This is a genomic window from Streptomyces sp. a15, assembly GCF_059026085.1.
Genome location: NZ_JBWLKM010000058.1, coordinates 1 through 20749 on the forward strand (window position 1 = coordinate 1; position 20749 = coordinate 20749).

The 20749-nt window shown below is 68.7% G+C and carries 14 protein-coding genes and 1 pseudogene; 7 read left to right on the top strand and 8 right to left on the bottom strand.

The genetic code is table 11. From position 1 onward, the window contains the following. Positions 1-162: 162 nt before the first annotated feature. A complete protein-coding gene (locus AC5P09_RS37265) occupies positions 163-606 on the top strand; it encodes a hypothetical protein (RefSeq protein ID WP_493878131.1) in 444 nt (147 codons plus the stop codon). A gap of 261 nt (positions 607-867) precedes the next feature. After that, the gene (locus AC5P09_RS37270; RefSeq protein ID WP_493878132.1) at positions 868-3291 is read left to right on the top strand and encodes a helicase associated domain-containing protein; all 2424 of its coding nucleotides are present in this window, start codon (positions 868-870) and stop codon (positions 3289-3291) included. Between the two features lie 185 nt (positions 3292-3476). On the opposite strand, the gene AC5P09_RS37275 is transcribed toward AC5P09_RS37270, so the two are convergent. After that, on the bottom strand, positions 3477-3860 hold the full coding sequence (locus tag AC5P09_RS37275) for a hypothetical protein (protein WP_493878133.1): 384 nt from the start codon (positions 3858-3860) through the stop codon (positions 3477-3479). Between the two features lie 259 nt (positions 3861-4119). Between AC5P09_RS37275 and AC5P09_RS37280 the strand changes: the two genes are divergently transcribed. Next, the gene (locus tag AC5P09_RS37280; protein ID WP_493878134.1) at positions 4120-5511 is read left to right on the top strand and encodes an RIP homotypic interaction motif-containing protein; all 1392 of its coding nucleotides are present in this window, start codon (positions 4120-4122) and stop codon (positions 5509-5511) included. A 137-nt stretch (positions 5512-5648) separates the two neighbouring features. Here the strand turns inward: AC5P09_RS37280 and AC5P09_RS37285 are convergent. From AC5P09_RS37285 to AC5P09_RS37310, 6 genes and pseudogenes are all read right to left on the bottom strand, one after another. After that, positions 5649-5894 (bottom strand): annotated as a pseudogene (locus tag AC5P09_RS37285) (WXG100-like domain-containing protein); the annotation flags it as partial. A gap of 155 nt (positions 5895-6049) precedes the next feature. After that, positions 6050-8065, bottom strand: a complete 2016-nt coding sequence (locus AC5P09_RS37290) for a hypothetical protein (RefSeq protein ID WP_493878135.1) — start codon at positions 8063-8065, stop codon at positions 6050-6052. A gap of 43 nt (positions 8066-8108) precedes the next feature. Continuing rightward, a complete protein-coding gene (locus AC5P09_RS37295; protein ID WP_493878136.1) occupies positions 8109-10184 on the bottom strand; it encodes a hypothetical protein in 2076 nt (691 codons plus the stop codon). Beyond that, positions 10184-10855, bottom strand: a complete 672-nt coding sequence (locus AC5P09_RS37300) for a hypothetical protein (protein ID WP_493878137.1) — start codon at positions 10853-10855, stop codon at positions 10184-10186. The genes AC5P09_RS37295 and AC5P09_RS37300 overlap by 1 nt, the downstream gene beginning before the upstream one ends. 165 nt (positions 10856-11020) lie before the next feature. After that, positions 11021-15154 carry a hypothetical protein gene (locus AC5P09_RS37305; RefSeq protein ID WP_493878138.1) on the bottom strand — a complete coding sequence of 1378 codons (4134 nt, stop codon included), beginning with the start codon at positions 15152-15154 and terminating at the stop codon, positions 11021-11023. Positions 15155-15392: 238 nt separating this feature from the next. Then, positions 15393-15971 (bottom strand): hypothetical protein, encoded by a 579-nt coding sequence (locus AC5P09_RS37310; RefSeq protein WP_493878139.1) that lies wholly within the window; start codon positions 15969-15971, stop codon positions 15393-15395. A 623-nt stretch (positions 15972-16594) separates the two neighbouring features. Between AC5P09_RS37310 and AC5P09_RS37315 the strand changes: the two genes are divergently transcribed. The 4 genes from AC5P09_RS37315 (at position 16595) to AC5P09_RS37330 (ending at position 19900) form a co-directional block, all read left to right on the top strand. Next, positions 16595-16858, top strand: a complete 264-nt coding sequence (locus AC5P09_RS37315) for a helix-turn-helix transcriptional regulator (RefSeq protein ID WP_493878140.1) — start codon at positions 16595-16597, stop codon at positions 16856-16858. Between the two features lie 158 nt (positions 16859-17016). After that, positions 17017-17883, top strand: coding sequence for a DUF6083 domain-containing protein (locus AC5P09_RS37320; RefSeq protein ID WP_493878141.1), 867 nt, complete (start codon positions 17017-17019; stop codon positions 17881-17883). Then, positions 17880-18359: a hypothetical protein gene (locus tag AC5P09_RS37325; protein ID WP_493878142.1), complete on the top strand. Its 480-nt coding sequence runs from the start codon at positions 17880-17882 to the stop codon at positions 18357-18359. The genes AC5P09_RS37320 and AC5P09_RS37325 overlap by 4 nt, the downstream gene beginning before the upstream one ends. 71 nt (positions 18360-18430) lie before the next feature. After that, positions 18431-19900 carry a UvrD-helicase domain-containing protein gene (locus AC5P09_RS37330; RefSeq protein WP_493878143.1) on the top strand — a complete coding sequence of 490 codons (1470 nt, stop codon included), beginning with the start codon at positions 18431-18433 and terminating at the stop codon, positions 19898-19900. 291 nt (positions 19901-20191) lie between these two features. On the opposite strand, the gene tpg is transcribed toward AC5P09_RS37330, so the two are convergent. After that, on the bottom strand, positions 20192-20746 hold the full coding sequence (gene tpg / locus AC5P09_RS37335; protein WP_493878144.1) for a telomere-protecting terminal protein Tpg: 555 nt from the start codon (positions 20744-20746) through the stop codon (positions 20192-20194). Positions 20747-20749: the final 3 nt, after the last annotated feature.

Below are 20749 nucleotides of genomic sequence, written 5' to 3' on the forward strand. Positions count from 1 at the left end.
ACGAGAAAATGCCCGGGCGTGAACGCCCGGGAGCGATCCGCTCCGCGGCTCGCGGGCAGGTCCGCTCCGCTCCCCTGCCCTGGGCCCGCGCTGCGGGCCTGGCTGGCTACAAGAAGGGGCTGCCCGGCTTGCTGAGACGCCGTGTTGGGCAGGGTGGTTGGCATGTCTGGTGCTGTTCGTCAGGGGAAGATCCGATTACGTTTCTCGGAGTTCGTGGTTGATCCTTCGGATGCAGATGTCATGCGGCGGGTGCTGGAGGTTGAGGCGGATCTGCTGACGTTCGAGGGTGGCTCAATCACCTTCTCTTTGCAGGGTGTTGAGGTGTGCAGATTCCCCACTTCCGTGTTGAGCGGGGTGGAGCTGCCGGTGAGGTCGGAGCCGGCCTCACGCGTGTACTCGGTGGATGAGGTGCGCAAGCAGCATCCGAAGGCTTACGAGCGGTGGGCGCCGGAGGATGACCAGCTGTTGCTGCGGCTCCACGCTTCTGGGAGTGGTGTTGACGAGCTGGCCGAGCGGTTTGCTCGGCAGCCGAGCGCGATCCGGTCGCGTCTGGCGAAGCTCGGGGTGGAGAAGCTTCCCGAGTCACCTCCCTCTCCCCCGTCCTGACGATCCTTCAGTCTGTTTGCTGATTGAGGACGGTTGCAGTGCGGGCGGGTGCGGGGCATTGTCCCACCCCGCACCCGCCCGCACGCGGGGGCCGGGCAGTTCCAGCGAGGGGTGCAGTCTGGGTGGGACGGTGATGAGTGCGGCCCTCGCGAGCGTGCCGCTGCTGTCGCCCGACAGGGCGATTGAATCAAAATGACTCGGGATAGAGTCTGTAGTGAGGGGCTACTGCCCCCGTTGGTGCGGCGTGGAAGGCGGAAGATCGTGTCGGGTCGGCATCGGCTTCGTCCCCATCAGATCGAGGCCGTGGATGCGGTGGTACGGGCGCTGGCTCAGCCGCCGGATGGAGTATGGCCTGAGAGGGGACTGCGGGCTCAGGTAGTTGCTGCCACGGGGGCAGGCAAGAGCCTGGTGGGGGTGCACGCGGCGCTGGAGCTGCGTGCAGGGCGCGTGCTGATCTTGGTGCCCACGCTCGACCTGCTGGGGCAGATGGTGGGGGTGTGGCGGGCGGCCGGGCGTGCGGGGCCGATGTTCGGGGTGTGCTCGCCGCGCGAGGGTGGGGCGTTGGAGGTGCCGTGCACGACCGATGCCGGGCAGTTGGTGGCGTGGCTGGCCGGCCGTGAGCGGGTGACGGTGTTCGCCACGTATGCGGCGCTGGGGCTGGGGGTGTTGGAGCGGGCGCATGCGGCTGGTCTGGGCCGGTGGGATTTGGTCGTGGTGGATGAGGCGCACCGGACGTCGGGGGTGTTGGGCAAGCCGTGGGCGGCGGTGCATGACCAGGGGAAGGTGCCGGCGGCGCGGCGCTTGTACATGACGGCGACGCCGCGGTTGTGGGATGCGTCGTCGGGGGGTGAGGGCGGGTCGGCGGCGCTGGTGGCGTCGATGGATGACGAGAGTGTGTTTGGGCCGGTGGTGTACCGATTGCCGCTGTCGGAGGCGATCGAGCGGGGGTTGGTCGCGCGGTATCAGGTGGTGTGTGTGGACATCGCTGATCCGCAGGTGCAGGCGCTGCAGTTGGTGGGGTCGGATGCGCGCAGTGATGCGGTGCGGGGGCGGCGGTTGGCGGCGTTGCAGACGGCGGTGCTGAAGACGGCGGCCGAGCAGAAGTTGAGGCGGTTGTTGACGTTCCACTCGCGTACGAGTGAGGCGGAGGCCTTCGCGAGTGGGCTGGGCGCGGTGGCGAAGGCGCTGTGGGAGAGCGGCGAGGGGGGCTATCCGGAGCCGGGGGCGGTGTGGGCGCAGTGGCTTTGTGGAGAGCACAAGGTGGCGTACCGGCGGGAGGTGTTGGAGGAGTTCTCGTCGGGGTGTGCGGTGGACGGTGCGGTGTGGGAGCGGTGTGTGCTGTCGTCGGTGCGGGTCTTGGGCGAGGGGGTGGACACGCCGGGCTGTGACGCGGTGGTCTTCGCGGACGTGCGGGGTTCGGTGCCCGATGTGGTCCAGGCGGTGGGGCGTGCGCTGCGGATGCAGCCGGGTGAGGGCAAGATCGCCTCTCTGGTGGTGCCGGTGTTCCTGGGGCCGGGCGAGGAGCCGGACGAGATGCTCGCCTCCAAGGCGTATGAGGATCTGGTGAAGCTGCTGACCGCGCTGCGGGCGCACGACGCGGAGGCGGTCGAGCAGCTCGCCGTCCCGCAGGCCGCCAGCCGGTCCGAGGCGACCTCTGGCGGTTCAAGCCCGGGAGGCGGGGCCGGCGCTGCGGCGCAGGGGCTCTTGTCGTTCTCGTCGCGGCGGGATCCGGCCCAGTTGGCGGCGTTCATCAGTGCGCGGGTGCTGCGGCCGGAGGGCGAGTTCTGGCGGCGGGGTCTGCAGGCGGCGCTCGCGTTCCACGGTGACCACGGGCATCTGCGGGTCCCCTACGGGCACACGGCGCCTGATGGTTTTCCGCTGGGGGTGTGGATCTCCAATCAGCGGCGCCTGAATCGTCAGGGCGGTCTTGGGCCGGAGCGGGTGGCGCAGTTGGACGAGCTCGGGATGGTGTGGTCCCACTTCACGGTCGCCTTCGACGAGGGCCTGGCCGCGGCCCGCGGCTGGGCAGCCGAGCACGGCCACCTGGTGGCCCCCACGGAGGCCACCTGGGAGAACTACCCGGTCGGGATCTGGCTGAAGAATCAGCGTGCCGCTGCCCGGCGGGCCGAGGACCAACTGGCGCAGGGGTCGCGGGCCGGCTCTGGGGCGGGTGGGCTGAGCCGGGAGCGGCGCCGGTCGCTGGGGGAGATCGATCCCGCGTGGTGTCCGGCGTGGCCGGTGGCGTGGCAGCGGTGCTTTCACCTCGCCCGCATGCACCGGCAGGGCGGAGGTTCACTGCCGGAGCGGGAGGGTGTGCTGTTGGTGCAGGGCGAGGACATCGGGCGCTGGGTGCAGGTGCAGGTGCAGGAGTGGAATGCGCTGAGTGGCGTGCAGCAGTGGCTGCTCCGCGAGGTGTTGCGCATCGAACCCCGTGCGGAGAAGCTGGCTGCGTCTGCGGTCGTTCCTCGGCGCAGCCGGGCCCAGAAGTGGGAAGCGAATCTGGCGGCGGCCCGCCAGTACCGCACCCGAGAAGGGCATCTGAACGTACCCCGATCGCACATCGAAACCGTTGACGGGGCCGAGCTGATGCTTGGTGTGTTCGTCGCCAACTCCCGTGCGCGTAAAGGCATGCTCGCGGTGGAACGCGTCGAGGAACTGTCGGCTCTCGGTATGCGCTGGGACTGAATGGACGGATCCGCGTGCCTTCAAGAGATCAGACGGCCTGGGGTACCGAGCGGTCAGGGGCCTGCCCGATCGGACCTCTTCGAGGCCAAGTTCGTGGCTCTCCGGTCGACCGACACGTCAAAGGACCTTCATCAGCTGCCAGGGCGCCGGCCGGAAGACCGGTGCCCCTTTCGGAAGGGGCGGCTTCAGGAAAAGTGGTTGGTCTGGGTGTTGCGGTCGCCGACCTGAATACCCTTCGCGTCTCTCGCGTCGACAACGTAGCGGTCGCTGCGGATACCTGACAGCTCAAGGAGCTTGAGCAGCCGATCCGCGTCAGCGAGCACGGCTTCGTCCTGATCCGCACCGGAGCCGACGAGCGCGGCACTGAGCCGGACCCGCCACAGTTCCGTATCCGCGCTGGTGTCGGGAGCGGGACCGTCCAAGTCTGGCGCGGCGCGTTCCTCCCGTGCGGCAATCCGGTCCCGCAGGCCGTCGCGAAGGCCTCTGTACGCGTCGCCGATGGCACCGCTGGTGGTCTCCGTGATCCCCGCGCTCGCACCGGCCGCGAGTGCGGCCAGGATCAGCTCCACACCTGTCACAAATCCCTCCTACTGCCACATCTTTTGCCGCTTCAGGAAGGTATCCACTTTCCCATAGAACTGAGTGGGTTTCGTCCCCTATTTCGACCCTGTATACCGTGTATGGGGAGCCTGCAGGGTTCCATAACTCGCATCCAGGGAGGCGGTGTTGCGCAAAATAGGCCTTGTGATTGCTGTGATTCTTGCTATCCGCATCGCCACGTGGGCGGGGCCAGCCTTCGGATCCGGAGTGCATCGGACACGAAGTTTCATGAGCTCTGTTGCGGTCCACACGGTCAATGGTCTGATCATGTGTGGCGTGTTCCTCGGCATCCTGCTTGGGCTGCTGATCGCAGGGGGCATCGTGCTCTGGATCGCGGTCGTCATCTCCGACACATGGAGCCAACGGCATGCGCCGCATGCGGGGTCCGTCCCGGCTCGGGCCATGGCCGCCACGAACAGGCCCGCTCCAGTCTCGGTGAGGACGCAAGCCGCGCAGAACGGCGGCAGGAAGGTTGCAGGACCACTACCGCTGAGCCCGCCTCCGCTGCAGTACATCTCCCAGCGGCACGATCCAGTGAGCGACGAAACGATTGTGACTGTCCTTGCCCAGTCGCCGCAACGCGCTTCGTCTGGACCTCCTACGTTCGAACCGCTGCTGGCCTGGACCCCCACACCACCCAGGCCCAGCACCACCGACATCCCAGAGATGGCATCGTCTGCTCCGGCTGAGCCGGCTCTCGAAATAGCTCTGCCGCAGGAGACCGTCCTGATCATTGGTTGCCGCGGGGTGCAGGTGGGAGATGACAACCAGCAGTACAACCGCTACGTCTACCATCTGCGCACCAAAGAACCGGACTTCGCGGCTGTACTCAGCCGCAACGGGGTACGGGAGGCACTAGCCGAGCTGGCACTGGATCCTGCAAATAAAACGCTCCGCGACCGGGCAATGAAGGAACTGTGCGCGACCCAATTCTCTCTGCTGCACAAAGACACGCTGGATCTGGGAAAACTCGAGCGTCAGGCGGCTCGGCCAGCTGGCTCGAGGACTTCCCCGGACAGCGATGCCCTGCGGCTAGTGCACGGGGAGGACGCGACGATCTTGATCCGACACTGCCAGGGTGTGCAGATCGGGGACCACAATGTGCAGACCAACGAATTCGCCTACACCTGCAAGCGGCCTCAGGTGAACGAACCGGCGCTGCTTCAAGAGCATCCTGCACTGGCCGAAGCCCTCATCGACGCGGTCGTCGGCCTTGAGGCCCCCAACCGGGACAAGCTGCGCAGCCTAGTCGACAGCGCACTGCAGACAACTGCGTTCAAGCGCCCGAGTGCCGGGCGCATCGAGCATGCAAACGGCGTGAAGACGGTCACGGCCGCCGACGGGGTCACCCATGGCCGCCGCAACACGGTGAAGGCCACCCATGAGGTCTCTCCCGCGCTGAACGGCAGAAGGCTGACCAACGAGGTCAAGGACCAGGCGCGTCGCGTTAGTGCCGCCCGGCGGCGACGACAGGCCGCGGAGCGTGAGCAAATGGCTGCACCGGATATCGACGCCCCATACCGGTCTAGCGCGCCAACCTATTCACCTCAGGCAGAGACGCCGCAAGCTGACATGCCAGACCCCTCCGACCGCGGCATCGGGGGTATCAGCTTTCCCTGAAGCACCCAGGCAGGGCGTGCGGGCCCGATGCCTGCTGCCCGCAGGAGCGGCAGAGTCAGTGCACGGCCCGGCCCCAATACCCCAGCCGGAACACGAACCGGTGGATCTTCACCCCCTTCCCGGTCCGGTCCGGCCCGTCTATCCGATCGCCCGGACTTCACCAGGTCCCAGTGCTCCTGCAGGGCATCGACCGCGGCGCCCTCGCTGGAGGCCAGGATGCGGCTGACCGCCGCATGCGCCTCGGCTCCGTGGCCCTCGAACTGGTCGGCGAACTCCCGCATGGCATCGGCCATTTCGCGGTAGTCGTCCTCGTCGACGTTCGGCCAGTTGATCCCGATGAAGTCCAGGATCTCGTCCATCCAGCCAGGCAGGACGTAGCCCATCCCCCGTCAACCCCCCTCAAAACAACAGCCACTTCACGCACACCAACCCGAAGCACACGCCCCCGCCACCCTAACCGGAGGGTCCTTCTTCGGATCACCCTCTCCACACAAGGCACGAAGCCGTCTGTTGCGTATGGTCCGTACGCGCCCGCGCGTCAGCGGGTGCGGGAGGGTGTAGGGCGTCCGATGGGCAGCACGCCGATGATGATCAGACGGGGGATCTCGGTGGGGCTGCGCGCATGCAGCGCTGTCCAGACGCGGTCGTCGATGTCTGAGTAGCCGCCGGAGTGTTCGCTGTGGTCTCCGACCAGGAGCAGGGCAAAGGGGACGCTGGTGGCCGTGTAGTTGGCGGCCTGGGCGAGGTGGGCGGTCTGCAGGTCGGTGCGTGTGGAGCGGGCGGTGCGGCGTTTGACTTCGATGGGGAAGCGGATGCCGGGCTGGGGTTCGTATTCCAGGTCGCTGCGTCCGCCGCCGCGGTCGGGGTGTTCACGGTGGATGGTCCCGTGGGGGAAGGCGCCGATGAGATCGCGATGGTAGTCGTCTTGCAGTGCTTTCTCAGGCCAAATGCTGGTGCTGCCGTTGGGCGGTGGGGGGCCGAGGTAGGCGGTGCGGTCGCCGTAGAGGCTGGGCTGGCCATCGAAGCGCAGGTAGAGGAATTTCAGGAAGTGCTCGACGAGGCCGGCCAGGTATCCGTCGACGGGAGGGATGTAGCCGGGGTGCTGCTCAAGCTGGCCTAGCAGGGTTCTGAGGTGCTGGTCGAAGCGGGCGCTGCCGTAGCAGGCGGCTGCTTGGTGGCGTTGGGCGAGGTGGCGTTCGAGGCTATCGAGTAGCAGCGGGTTGGTGGGGGCGGGCTCGTCGGTGCGGGTGAGCAGGCTGTGCAAGTGGGGGTAGGCGGCCAGAAGGGTGTCCTGTCTGGGTTCGGGGGCTGGGAGGTGGGGCTGGTCTCCGAAGCTGGTGATGCTGTCCTCGGTGGCTTGGTGGAGGGCGGTGGCGTCCGGGTGGTCGGCGAAGTCGTGTCGGAGGGCCTGGCGTAGGTGGTGGAGCAGGGCGGCGTTGTGGGTGAAGGCGTCCACGACAACGGGGTGGATGAGGGCATGCAGGCCGGGGGCCGGGCCGGTGGCGTGCACGGCGTGGGTGGCGCGGTAGATGTCGAGGACGTCGGCCAGGGTGCGGGCAGCTTCGTACCAGCTGGGCTCGGCAAGGTGGGCCGCGGCGTGGTGGAGGCGGGTGGCCAGTCGGTGCCAGGCGGCCTGGGCGCTGCCGCGGGCGGTGAGCCAGGGAATGTCGCCGAGGCGGGCGTTCCATGCCTGGTGGTGGGCGGTGGCGTGGCGCAGGCGGTGGAGGGCGGTGTCGAGCGGGGTGCCAGGGGTGGGGGTGAAGGCGAGGACGGCCTGGACGGCGGCGAGCCAGGCGTGGGCGTCGGGCCGGGCTTCCCAGTGGTCGATCACGTGGTGCAGGCGCAGGGCGGCGTGGTCGAGGCAGGTGCGGGCCTGGCTGCTGTCGCTTGCTTCGGCGGCGTGTCTGATCTGTGCGAGGGCGAGTTCGAAGCAGGCGTCGGTGCGTACCGGGTCGGCCAGCTGTAGGTGGTGTTCGAACCGGGTCAGGGCGGTGAGCAGGGCCGGGTCGCCGAAGTGGCTGTGAGCGATGCCGAGGAGGACGGGGAGCATCTCCAGGGCGTCGGGAGGTTCGGTTGCGTCCAGGTCGGTCAGGATCAGCAGCAGCTGGTGGGGGTTGCAGCGGTCGGTGATGGCCAGGTGGAGCAGCGCTGCCAGCGTGGGGCGGGCGAGGTGAGGCCTGGCCTCGCCCGCCAGCGCGGCGTCTGCGTGGCTGGCGAGGAGGCGGCTGAGCTGTTTGGGCTCCAATGCCTGGAGCAGGGCCGGATGGCTGCAGACGGTGTCGAGGGCTTCGGCCAGGGTCCACGCGCTGTGGGGGTAGGTCAGGCCGTGCTGGAGGGCCTGGGTGATGGGGGTGAGGGTGTGGGCGGGGTGGGTGGTGAGTGAGTGTGCGGTGGCTGTGGCCAGGATGCCGAGCAGGGGGCCGGTGGCCAGGCGGGGGGCTTCGGCGGCGACGGTGGCCGGGCCGCCGAGGTCGTCGAGGCTGGGCCCGTTGTCCAGCTGGGTGTCGGTGGCCGTGCGGCTCCAGGAGGCCAGGGTGTTCTCCACGGTCGGCACGGTGGTTCCTTCCCGGGGGTGTCCTGCGGTCCTGTGGCTGGGGTCAGAAGAGGTGGGACTGGGAGGAGGTGATGATCTTTTCGGCGGGGAGAATGCCGTCGACCATGGCGGGCTGAGCGGTGGTCAACACGATCTGCAGTCTGGTCATCTCCTGGGCCACTGCGTGCAGTTCCTGCACGAGTCGGCGCCCGTCGTCGACGGTGGTCTCCGCGGTGCCGATGGAGTCGACAAGCAGGAGTCCGGGGTGGCCGATCGTGCCGCGTCGGCTGCCGATGCGCAGGAGCGCGATGACGGTGGCGATCCGCATGCGTAGCCGGTCGCCTGGGGGGAGACCGTTGAAGGGCATCGGTACGCCGGCCTTGACTGCGGTGATGCGCCCGGTGCGCTGCAGATGGACTGAGTCCAGGTTGGCCACGCCGAAGCGTGCGGCCAGGTCACGGATTTCTTGGTCCAGTTCGGCGAACAGGGCGTGGCCGGAGTGCTCGACGCAGTTCAGCAGCTGGGTGCGGACGGCCTGCAGGATGGCGGTGTCGGGGCTGCGTTGTCCTGTGGTGGCGGGCTGGGGGCTGGTGGCTTCGAGTTTGCCTTCCAGTGAGGCGATCGTCTTCTCGGCCTCGGCGAGCTGGGCGTGGATCTGCGAGGCGCTGGCGGTCTGCTCCACGAGCCGGCTGGCCTTGAGGTAGGTCTGGTGGGCGTTGTGCTCTTTGCGCCTAGCCTGTCGGAGAGCGTTGCCGACTTGTTTTTCGTCCTCTTCGGCGCGGCCGAGCTGCCGGGCCAGTTCGGCCAGTTCCATCTCGATGGCGCGGGGGTCGGTGGTCTCGGGTGTGGGCAGCGGCCGTGTGCAGGAGCGGCAGAGACCGTCGGCCAGCTCGTTCTTCTTGCGCTCGGGCCCCAGGTCGCGCTGGCAGCGGCCACAGCAGTCGATCTCTGCCAGGCCCATGACCTGCTGGGCGCGGTGTGTCTCCACGGCGTCCAGGTGGCGTTGCTTGGCCTGGATGCGGGCTTCTTTGGCCAGCTCGGCGGCTTCGGTGGCGCGCGCGACCTGGCGGATGGCGGCCTTCCATTCCTGGGTGGCGTCCTGCTCCTTGGCCCGGCGGTCGGTGAGCTGTGTGACGGGGTCCTGGCTGCGCATCTGAGCGGCTGCGCGCCGCTGTGCCCGCAGCTCTTTCGCCCACTGGGCCCGTTCCGCGCTGCGGGCACGTGCCGCCTCCTCGGCCCGGCGCCGTGCCAGCCGGTCCTGCTTTCCCCGCTGCTGGATGGCCACCTCCACCCGGGAGAGGGTGGCGGTGTAGGGGACGTCGATGAACAGTTCCAGCAGCTGGCCGGGAAGTCCGGCGGTGGCGACGTCGCCGAAGAGGAGGTTGGCGCCGCCCAGGTTGAGGTACATGGCGCCGAAGTAGGAGGTCCAGCCGTGGGTCTGGGCCGCGCCTTCACCGTCCTGGCCTGCGCTCTCGCCCCACATCATGGCCTGCTCCAGGCCCAGGTCGCCGCGCATCACCACATCGACGAGTGCGCTGATGTCCGTCTGGCCGGTTGCACTGCCGAGCAGGTGCTGGGCGCTGTCGGGCAGGTCGTCGAGTTCCTCCAAGGTGGCGCAGGTGCGGATGGTGCAGCGGGGGCGGCGGGCTTCGGCGGTGTCCAGCACGATGCGCAGTGCTCGATGTCCGGTGCTGACGTCGGCTTCGATGCGGTGGATCCAGGTGCGGACGTCTTTGGGCAGTTGGCGCGGGGCTCCGCGTAGGGGCCAGACCGCGAACTCCAGGCAGCTGGTCTTGCCGACGTTGTTGCCGGGGTAGGTGATCGCCCACACGCCGGGGGTGAATTCCTGCTGCCAGGTGAGGATTTCACCGCCGGGTTTGACGCCGTCGACGCGGACGCGGGCCAGTTGCAGGTGACGGCTGGCGGCCAGCGGGCTGGACAGTTGCACCCCGCTCTCGCGTAGCACGCTCTCCACCGTGTCGGCGCTGTGGCCGGTGGATTCGGCGGCTGCAGTGATGATCTCACCGGGGGCGGGCACCCCAGCGGCCAGAGCGGCCGCCCACTGCTGTTGGCGTGGCAGGGGCACGACGGCGGCGGGGCCGGTCAGTTGGTGCGGTGCGAAGAGCTGTTGCTGGTCCATCACCGGCCCCTGACCGGCCCGGAGGGCCGTAGCTGTTCCAGGCGCTGGCGGGCCTGGTCCGTGATGGAGGCGATGTAGGAGCCGATGGGGGTGTCGGCGTAGTCGCGCTGGAGGTACTGACGGGCCTTGACCGCGCTGGGGCCGAGCCCCTTGACCAGGCCAACCACCGTTGTGGTGCGGTCGACGTACCAGTGCAGGTCGGGCACCTCGCGCACGATGGTGTCGGCCACCTCACGGCCGCGTTCGCGCAGGTAGTAATCGTGCTGGCCCACCTGGTCGCCGCGCGGGATGTGCCGTTTGGTCACCATGCTCCTTTCGATCAGCATGCCCAGAGCCTCGTGCATCTGCTCGAAGGCGCCGAAGCGGTGACGGAGCATCGGATAGCGGCGCACATCTGGCTCGTCGGAGGACAGAATGTCTGCGGCCAGGTGCCACAGGGCTGGGTCGTCGGGGTAGGTTTCGAACTCGGTCAGCAGCTCCCAGGCGAGGAAATCCGGGCAGCGCACCCAGAAGTCGAGTTTCTGCAGGAGCACTTGGGTGCGGACCACACTGACCGCGTCTTTGGGCGCGCGGCCGTCTGCGGTGACGGGTTCGGCTGCGGTAGCGATCAGCAGGAGCAGCCGTACAGCGTTCTGCCACCGGCTGGCTCGCCGTGGTCCGGCTGGCTCCATGGCGAGCCAGCCAACCGTGCGGCCGAGTGTGATGTCCAACTGCCGTCACCCGCAGGAGTGAGAACACCGGGCACGATCTGCGTCCTCAGGCCGGGTTGGCGTGTCCGGGACTCCCACCTTGGAATGGGCCGACGCCCGGCCACCGGGATGGTGTTGCGTGAGCAGCTAGGCGGTTTGAGCTCCGGGCGGCCGGCAGTCGAGGACTCGTGCGCGGACCGCAACATCTTGCTGTGCGGCCAGTGCCTGCTGTTTGGCCTCGATCTGCTGCCGGGTGTGGCTGGGCGAGCAGGGCTTCCGGTGCTTGGAGTGCCACTGGGCGCAGTCGAAGAAGCCGACGAGGAAGATGCCGGCAGTGCGGGGGTGGCGCAGGTAGCGGGCGACCAGTTGCTTGGCGAGTGCGGTGGACAGGACTGGGTTCCAGCAGCCTTTGGCTTCGATGACTACGGTGAAAGGCTCAGCGTTGTGCGAGGGGTCAGCCGCCTGGATGTGAATGTCGGTACGGCCTCCTTGGGCTCCCGGGCGGTCGATTTGGACTTCGCGGTTGAGGATGATGCGCCGTCCGCCGAGGTGGGTCTTCAGCAGACCCATGACGAGGTCGCTGAAGTCCTCCTCCCATGTCGGCCACATCGTGCTGTAGGCGGCTGCCGCGGTGCGGTTCCACAGCAGGATGGCCATCCCGTTGGGGCCCGAAAGTGCCTCTTGAATGCGGTCGAGGGCTTCCATCGTGACGTCCAGGAGCTGGGCCTCATTGGTGATCACGCGCAGGCTGTGGTCGGAGGCCAGTTTCCGCAGCTGGTGTGCGGGCAGCGGCCGGCTCTGCTGCTGGGCAGCCTGGCGAGCGGTGGCGCGGGCCAGGCGCCGCAACCAGGTCGGGTGGCGGGACGTGACAGCGGCCAGTCGGCTGAGCTGGTCGGCCGCCTGGAAGGTTGCCTTGCGGGCGATCTGTTGTGGCAGGGCATCGGCAAGATCGTGGAGGGTTTCCTGCGGCGTGGTCCAGTAGGCGACACCTGGCTCACGCTCGGGGCGGGGCTTCCTCAGTTCCTCCCAACTGCACAACCGCTCGTAGAGGTCAGCAAGATCAGCTTCCTCGAGTTCCGCCACGCCCGCCGGCCAGCGGCCCGGGCCAGCAGTGGTCAATCCGTCGATCACGGCACGGCACAGCTCGGCGTCATCGAACGCCCGGCGGATGTGAGGCCAGCTCTCCGGCAGGTCCGTGTCGGCCATCACCGCATGAGCCGCGGTGCGCCAGCGTTCCGGATCGGAACTGGCTTGGTCGGGGAGCGGACCGGCTGCCACAGTCCGCTTCACCTGGTCCCGGGCAGGACTGTCGCCGAGGCGCGACAAGGTGACCGTCACGGCGGCCCAGGCTGCGGCACTGCGATCGGGCTTGAGAGCCCAGTCCCGCATGACGGCGAGGGCGTCCGCCGCCTCCAGGGTGTGCAGGAACCGGACCAGTTCAGCGAGGCGGTAGGGATCAAGACGGTCCAGGGACATCGCCAGCGCAGTCTCGAACGCGTGGCCGCCGTGGCTGGCGCACCGCCTGAACAGGCTGTGGTGCAGGTCTGTTTCTTGTGTCGGCAAGCTCATCGTGGCCAGGGCGAGTGCCCAGCCTGCCCACTGCTCGGTACGGATTCCGGGCAGTGCGGCTTGCCAGGAGTCAGCAGGCACGCATCCCGTCACGGTCAGTTCCGGTACGTCGATCCACTCGGTGCCCACGGCCGAGACGTCGTGTGCTTGCCATGCAGGGGCGGTGGCCAGGACGTGCAGGGCGGCCCGGGACAGCGTGGTGTGCAGAGCACTGCCTTCAGGCGGGTAGGAGGGTGCCGCGGCGACCGCATTGAGGCGGGCGGATCCTTCTTTGACGGGCTGGCCGTCGCTGGTGCGGTAGAGGTGGCCGATGACCGTGCGCCAGGCGGCGCGGACCTGGTCGGGGGCAGCTGTGTGCACGGCTTCCAGCGCAGCCCTGAACGCCTGTTCGTCGAAGGTGTTGCGTTGCTGCTCCTTTTGTTCTCGTGCCTGCCTGCGCAGCTGCCACTCGGAAGGCGGGGCGTCCCACCAGGCGGTGGCGTCCCGAAGTTCCTCATCCGCCTGCCGGGCCTTGTCCAAAGCCCCTCGCAGCCGCGCTTCGTCCGGCCGTTGCCTGTGGCTGAAGAGCGGCTTCGCGGTGTGCCGTGTCTCGGGCGAAAGGTCCGTCCAGCGCTCGGCCCAGTACAGAAGGTCTTCCTCGGGGAACAGTCCCACCTCCGGGGTGTCGAAGGTGAGTTCCAGGACCTGCTCCTGGCTGCTGTGGCGCAGAACGTAGTCGGCGAGACGGCGGCGCAGAGCGGGCACGGGGTCCAGGGAATCGCGCAGGTACTCCAGCGGCGTGCGTGCGTCGGCGGTGCTGGACAGCTCGGTGTGCGCTGCCAGGGCGACGAGCGCCTGTCCGGCCTGCTCCTCACCGGGGGCCGGCCCCCCGTCGAGGTCGAGGTGGCCGATAAGACGGATACACCGGGCCAGCAGCACAGTGGCGGCCAAGGACTTGGGGCTTTGGGTCTCAAGTGCAGCGATACACCAATCAAGTGCCTCGGTGACGTGCTCTGGTGTGACCAGGTCCATGGCCTTCTCCAGCTGCGGCCGGTAGGTGAACGGCTGCTGGTCAGGGAGCAGGTCGAAGTACTCGGCCACTCGCAGGTGCTGTGGCCACAGTTGCTCCAGTGCGGCCTCCGCAGTGCTGGTCTTCGCGTCGGTGGCAAGGGCGCGCAGGCGTGCAACCGCCGCGTCGTCCTTCAGGCTCTCCTCGGCGACCGCGTACAGAGCGAAGGAGCGAAGGCGCGTCGGCACCGTGGTGTCCTCCGCAAACGACAGCAGAGCGGGCGTCAGCTCGGCTGGCCGGCACTGGGCAGCGATAGACAAAGCCAGGTACACCTGGTTCTGGTCCGTATCACGGGTCAGGAAAGGTTCCAGCTGTCCGGCCAGGTCCGGGTGGGCCAGCCGCTCAAGGAGTGTGAAGTCGAGGCGGTCGAAGTCTTCGTCGGGTGCCGCTTCCAAGAGCGCCTGGACGGTCCGCAGCCGGGATGCGTCCGGGAGACAGGACAGATCGGCCAGGAGCAAGACGCGGGGGTCGGTGGCGAGCAGGTCCTCGAACAGCGCGGGATCGTCAACCGCCAACCGAGCGGCGATCTCCTCATGCTCCGGCACGATATGCCGTGCCGTGCCGCTACCTGCCCACAGCAGCTCGCTGCGCACGGCCGGGGCGATGCGGTCGCGCAGGTACTGTGCCGCCAGGTACTCCTGGTAGCTGCGGTGGGCGAACACCCAGCGGCGCTGGCCCACCGGGGTCAGCAGACCGGACTCGGTCAAATGCAGCAGTTCATGGCGGCGGCACTCCAGTTGCGGGACGGCTCCGGGGATCCCAGGGCCGGACAGGCTGTCGAGGTGCAGTTCATTTTCGAGGACGGGTTCCCGGTCGGTGAGGGCCGGGGTACGGCCGAATTGGAGAGCGGCTGCCGTCCAGCGTGCCACTTCCAGCAGATGGTCCGCTGCCGGCCGTTCCTGACGCTGTACGAACCCTTGCGCCCAGGTCTCCGTACACAACGTGTGGCATGCCTGCTCGTAGGCCTCGGCCACTGTCTTTGGAAGTTCTTCTCCCTGAGCCATGGCCTTCAGCAGCGGAACGAGTGTGACCGGCTGCTGAGCCAAGGCTCCAAGGCCCCGGCTGGCTACCTGCTCGGTGAACGCTGGCCCGTCCAGGCCATGCTGCTCGGCCGCGCTCTGGATGTCCTGGCGAGACAGTGGTGCAAGCGTCATCAGCGCCACCTGTCCCGGATCTGGCCACAGTTGTTGCAGCCCGCTCTCCAGCGTCTCGGACCAGCGTGTGGTGCGGCAGGTGATCCGCAACCGCAGCCTTTCACGTTGCCGCAGTTGCAACGCCCGCAGTTGCAGCAGGAGAACTCTGTCGAGGCCGGGAATATCGCTCAGGCCCTCGTCCAGTCCGTCCAAGAGGACATACAGCGGCCCGTCCTGTTCTGCGGACAAATGCTCGTGCAGAACGGCGCCCGCGGAGGCCGTATCGGCGACATCCCGGCCGAGGTGCAGCAGCGAGGCGGCTCCCGCTTCCTGCGGGCCCAGCAGTGCTTGTTCCTGCTCTAGGGCTACGGACTTGCCCGCGCCGCGCTCGCCAAGCACCACGACGACGGGCACATCCCGCATATCGTCCAACCGCAACAGATCGTCGGTCTCCCGCCAGCTGTTGCCCGGATCTGGCCGGCCGCTGTCGGCCAGCAGCGGCCTCAATGACCGTCGCCACGCGTATCGCATCAGCCCATTCTCACCCCGTGGGCATCCCGGGCCCGCTGCCTGGGGTATCAAGACGAGCAACTCTGAGAGGGCGTTGAGTCCGATCTTGCTCGGCTCGCGGACCTGCTGCAGTGCTACAGGCCGACGCTGTCAGTGCCATGCACCGGCTCTGTGGCCAACAGATATCGCATCGGCAGAAGATCTTCCTGTCCCGAGCATGCAGGACATCCAGCCTGGACGGTTCCCTCATCCAAAGTTGTCAGGACGGTCTCTGTGCGGTGTGAGGCCGCGTTCTGTCCTCCAGGGTCCAGTACAGGTCTTCCGCATCGGGACCGGCCTTCCAGGATCTGAGCAGTCTCGTCGCGACCAGTCGGTCGAACACATGGGGCAGTTCGGCAGACTCGGTACCGCCGGCGCGCGCCATCTGCTCGAGCTCGCTCCAACCGCTGCCGGTTTGGGGATCCGTGTGGGCTGCGAGGTAGACGCTCGCCAGCTGCACCAGCGGCTCCGCGGTCCCTGCCCTCGAGGGACAGCCGGCACGCAGCGCCCAGTCGGCTGCATGCCTACGGTCGCTGCGCGCTGGCGCCTGGCCCAGCAGGGTGGCATCCAGCAGTTCGGCAACGAACTCGTTGACGGCGCGTGCGGGAGCGGGGCGAAGCCAATGCGCTCGTTCAAGCTCTTGCCACGGTCCGGGCGTGTCGAGGCGAAGGCTGCGCAGCAGGCCTTTGGACAGACGGACATGCATGGCGGCATCCATGCGCAGGGTGCACTGGAGGGCGAGCAGGCGTGCCGCGGCCGAGGCATCGGGCGGGAGAGCGGCGGCCAGGTAGCTGAGCATTTCGCGTACTCGGATCTGCTCACCGGGGCCTCTGGGCTGCCGTGTGCGTCGCCGCGCGGTCGGTGACTGCCGCAGGGTGGCGCGCAGGGCGGTGTCGGGGACGACGGCAGCCTGGGCTGTCGCGGCAGCGCAGGCGCTGCAGACGTCGGCGAGTCGCCAGAGCCGTCCGCCGCGTTCGCAGGCCAGGAGGAGTCGGATAGGGCCGTCGCAGCCCCGGTGACGGGGGTGCCAGCGGCAGCCTCGTTCATGGCACTGGCAGATCCTCAGATGAGGCGGGAGGAGGTCGCCGCGGGCGTGGCGGGCGAGGTGGGCGAGTGCGGCCGAGCGGGCGGAGACCGCGGCGACCTGGCCGCCCTCCTGCGGGCATTGCTGGCAGACCAGAAGGAGCCCGCTGGTGTGCGAGCGCAGTTCCACGGTCCAGGCGCGTGGCATCGCTGAGCATGGTGTGCGCAGCCTCATAGGCGCGTGTTCCTCCTGTCGCTTGCGCGCCGGTCCCGTCTTCGGCTGTGGGGCGGCGGCCCACCGTAGTGCAGACCTCTGCCCTGTCGCGGGCAGTGCCACCTGGGGAAATAGGGCAGAGGTCTGCACTGACAGGGCAGGGGTCTGCACCGTCGGATGGACGGGTGACGATCTTGCCGCCCGATCCGGACCTCGATGCGCTGCGCTTGGAGCTCGCGCGTCTGCGGGCCGTGCGCGGGTGGAGCTACGACGAGCTCGCCGCCCGCAGCGGGCTGGCCAGGCGCACCGTCATCGAGATCGAGCAGGGCCGCACCATCGGCACGCTGAAGACCTGGCACGCCCTCGCCCACGCTCTGAACACCCCCCTGGACGACCTCTTCAGCACCCTGTGCCGCGGGCACGAGGTGCCCGGCCCGCCATCCGACTGACGCCCCGCCAGGCAACAGACACGGATCACCCGAACGACAACACCCCATCGAACGTGCGGCCGGAGATTCGCACACCAGTCACCTTGCATGCGGCTTACCGGGTGATACGGCGGCACGGGTGCCGCGCACGCGGCGCGTTGGCTGGCAGGTTCGCCCACATGCGCTCTACCCCCTCTCCCCCGGTCCGGCTCGCGGCCGCTTCCCCGCGCCGCTCCTTGCGCGTGGCGTCCGACAGCAGCAGCCGACTGCTGCGCTGCGGTCAGAGTGGCCGCTGCCGCGAGTGCGGCAACCGCATCGAGTGGTACCACCGCAGCACACAGCAGCCCGTCCGCCTCCATCCGTACGAACTGCCCTCAGCGCGGGTGCCCGCCGTCTGCCGCTGGCACGTCAGTGCCGGCATCGCCCACCCCGCGGGCGACGGCAGCGGCTGGTGTCGGCTGCCGCACACCGTCGTGTGCCCCGCCAGCGACGCGTCCTCCACGCCACCCACACTGACCGGCCTGCGCCGGACACTGGCCGTCAACACCCGCCGCCTGATCGACACCGGTGCTTTCACCCCGTCCCCGGCGCCGTTGGACAGCCCGACGCCAGCACTGTGCCGCCCGGGCCGGCCGATCGTGCAGTTGCTGTACGTCCGCTATCTCGCTGCCCGCCCCGTGGACGAGATCCAGTGCGTGGCCCAGACGAGGCGCCGACGCCGCTGCACCAGCCCGCTGCTCACCCCCGCCGCCCCGTCCGGCGTCTGGAGGCTGGTCCCGGCCACCGCAGCCAGCGGCCAACTGGCGCTGCCCGCCGATGTCATGGCCGTGTACGACCTGAGCGCCCTGCCCTATGCGGCGCAGCTGCGCTGGCGTGCCCAGCGCTGCCCGCAGCACGCCGCCGTCCCGGGGGCCGCCGACCTGGTGATGGCCGACTGGGAGCCCTTTGACCCGTTGCGCCACCACGAGCACATCCACAACCGCCTGCCTGCCCCCGCCCGGCACACCCGGCGTGCAGGCCGGATGCGAAAGGCGGTTCAGTCGTGAACCGGCACCACGCCATGGAGATCATCCTGACCCGGCCCGTCACCAGCAGCGAACTCCGGCACAGCTGCCGCATCGTGCCGTTGGCGGCGAACGCCGACTGCACCCGGCTGATGGCTCTCCAGCGCGCGCACAGCCCGGGCGGCGCTCTGCACATGCTGCGCCGGCGGCTGGGCTCCCTGCTGCCCATCGACGTCCTGACCACCCACTACCCCAACCGCCACGGCCATGTCCTGCTCAACGTCGACCTCAAGCACACCGCGGCGGCCGCCATCCGACAGGCCGCCGCGGACCGCGGGCAGCGCCCACAGGATTTCCTCGGCCGGTGTGTGACCGACACCCTCGCCGAACACGAACAGCGCCGAAGGCGGCTGCTGGAAGCCCGGCTCGAGGACCTGCTCGTCCATCACCCGCCCGAAGACATCCTGGCCTGCGCTGGCAGCCTGCTGGACCGGCGCCGCCCACCGGCGGCGCCGTAGTCCTCCCACGGCTGGCCTCGCCAGACACACGCCACTCGTCCCGTCCCCTTCTTCCTTTCGCGGAGCCCTTGTTGCACACGCCCACCGACGAACAGGCCCACGCCGCCGACGCCTTCCGGGCCGGCCACCATCTCGTCCTGCAAGCCGGCGCCGGAACGGGGAAGACCAGCACGCTCGGCCTGCTCGCATCCAGCACCGGGCGCCGCGGCCGCTACCTCGCCTTCAACAAGGACATCGCACGGGATGCCGCCACCCGCTTCCCCCGCACGGTGCTGTGCAAGACCGCCCACGCCACGGCCTACGCCGCGCTCGGTCACCGCTACACGAACCGGCTCAACAGCCCCCGCCAGCCCGCATGGAAGACCGGCCAGGCGCTCGGCATCACCCGCCCTCTACGCATCGGCGATCACGAGATCGGCCCCAGGGCGCTCTCCCACACCGTGCTGCGCACCGTGACCCGCTACTGCTACTCCGCCGACAGCACCCTGGCCCACCACCACGTGCCACACATGCGCGGCCTGGACACAGCCGACCACCACGCCCAACTCGTCAGCCAGGTCATGCCGTTCGCGCTCAAAGCCTGGGCCGACCTGCACAACCCCGAGCGGGGCGTGGTCCGCTTCGAACACGACCACTACCTGAAAATGTGGGCCCTCACCGGACCGAGACTCGAGGCCGATTTCCTTTTCCTCGACGAGGCCCAGGACACCAACCCGGTCCTGGAGGAGGTTTTCGCCGCCCAGCGCGGCCATGCCCAGCTCGTCATGGTCGGTGACTCCGCCCAGGCCATCTACGGCTGGCGCGGCGCCCGGGACGTGATGAGCGGCTTCGACGCCACCCCCCTCACCCTGACCCAATCCTTCCGCTTCGGCCCCCTGATCGCCGATGAGGCCAACCGGTGGCTCACCCTCGCCGACGCCCCCATCCGCCTGACCGGTACCGAAGCCATCGCCACCGATGTCGGCGTCCTCAACCGCCCGGACGCGGTGCTGTGCCGCACCAACATCGGCGCCATGGCCGAAGTCATGAGCCTGCTCACCACCGGCCACCGCGTCGCCCTCACCCGGGGAAGGCAACAGCTGGCCGCACTCGCCCTCGCCGCCCGCGACCTCAAAGACGGCCGCCGCACCTCCCACCCCGAACTCGTCCTCTTCACCTCATGGGGCGAACTACAGGACTACGCCGCGTACGACCCCGCCGGACGCGACGTCCAGCCCTTCGTCGACCTCGTCGACACCCACGGACCCGACGCCATCCTCGCCGCAGTCGACCAGCTCACCGACGAGGAGCACGCCGACGTGACCGTTTCCACCGCCCACACCGCAAAGGGCCGAGAATGGCCCACTGTTCAAATCGGCAACGACTTCCCCCCGCCCAAGGACACAGACCAGCACGATGCCCAGGGGCGCCCCATCCCGGAGCCAGTCAGCGACACCGATGCCCGCCTCGCCTATGTCGCTGTCACCCGCGCCCGCCGCCAACTCGACCTCGGCGGCCTCTCCTGGATCAACACGCACCCCACCACGTGCAGCGCGGTATAGACGCCGAGCCGGAAAACACCGATGCGTCTCCGGAGCACTTCACCCCAACTCCTTGATGCAGCCATCGCCGATCCGGTCATGACCAGGGCCACGGCTGCGACCCTGCGGAATGACGCTATCGAGTGGGTCGTCGTCCCGAGGCCGCGAGCGCAGGTCGCGCTGCCGCAACACGGCGCAGCTGGCCTGCCGCCAGGTCGAGCACTGGAAATTCCCCGAGGACGTCAGCATGAGCCGGAGCCCAAAACCTTCGGTACTCGAGGGTCTGGTCGGGTCCTTGGCGGCGTCCTTCGGTCAGTAGTCGACGTCGAGGTAGTCGATATCGGTGAAGTCCACCAGCAGGCCGTGGGCGCGCCGTCCGCGGTCTTTGAAGTAGATCTCCTGGAGTCCCTCGGCGACGATGCCCTGGAGCTGCTGCTCGGTGGCTCCAGCAGTGTGGGCGTCGAAGAGCCGTGCGGCGTAGGCCGGGGGCAAGCCTTGGGTGATGGACCGCTGCCGTGGGTCGTCGGTGGTGCCCGGGGCGGCGGCGAATCCGAAGCGTGCCCGAGTGTCGATGATGATGCCGCCGGTGGTGACGGCCTGCTTTTTGGCCCGGTCGCGTACACGGGGCTGCCATCGCTTACGGACCTCGCCCGCGAGCCGGTCCGCGAGGTGGCGGCGGGGTTGCTTGAGCTGCCCTGCGAGGTAGCGCTCGACGGTGCGCTGGGTGATGCCCAGCAAGTGGGCTGCGGCTTTGGTGCCCTTGGTCTGCTTGACCAGGAACTGCATCTGTTTCTGGGCCGACTTCGGGATGGGGCGGGTGAAGTGTGCGGCGTCGGCCTGGTCGAGGCTGTCGGCGATGATGCCCATCGG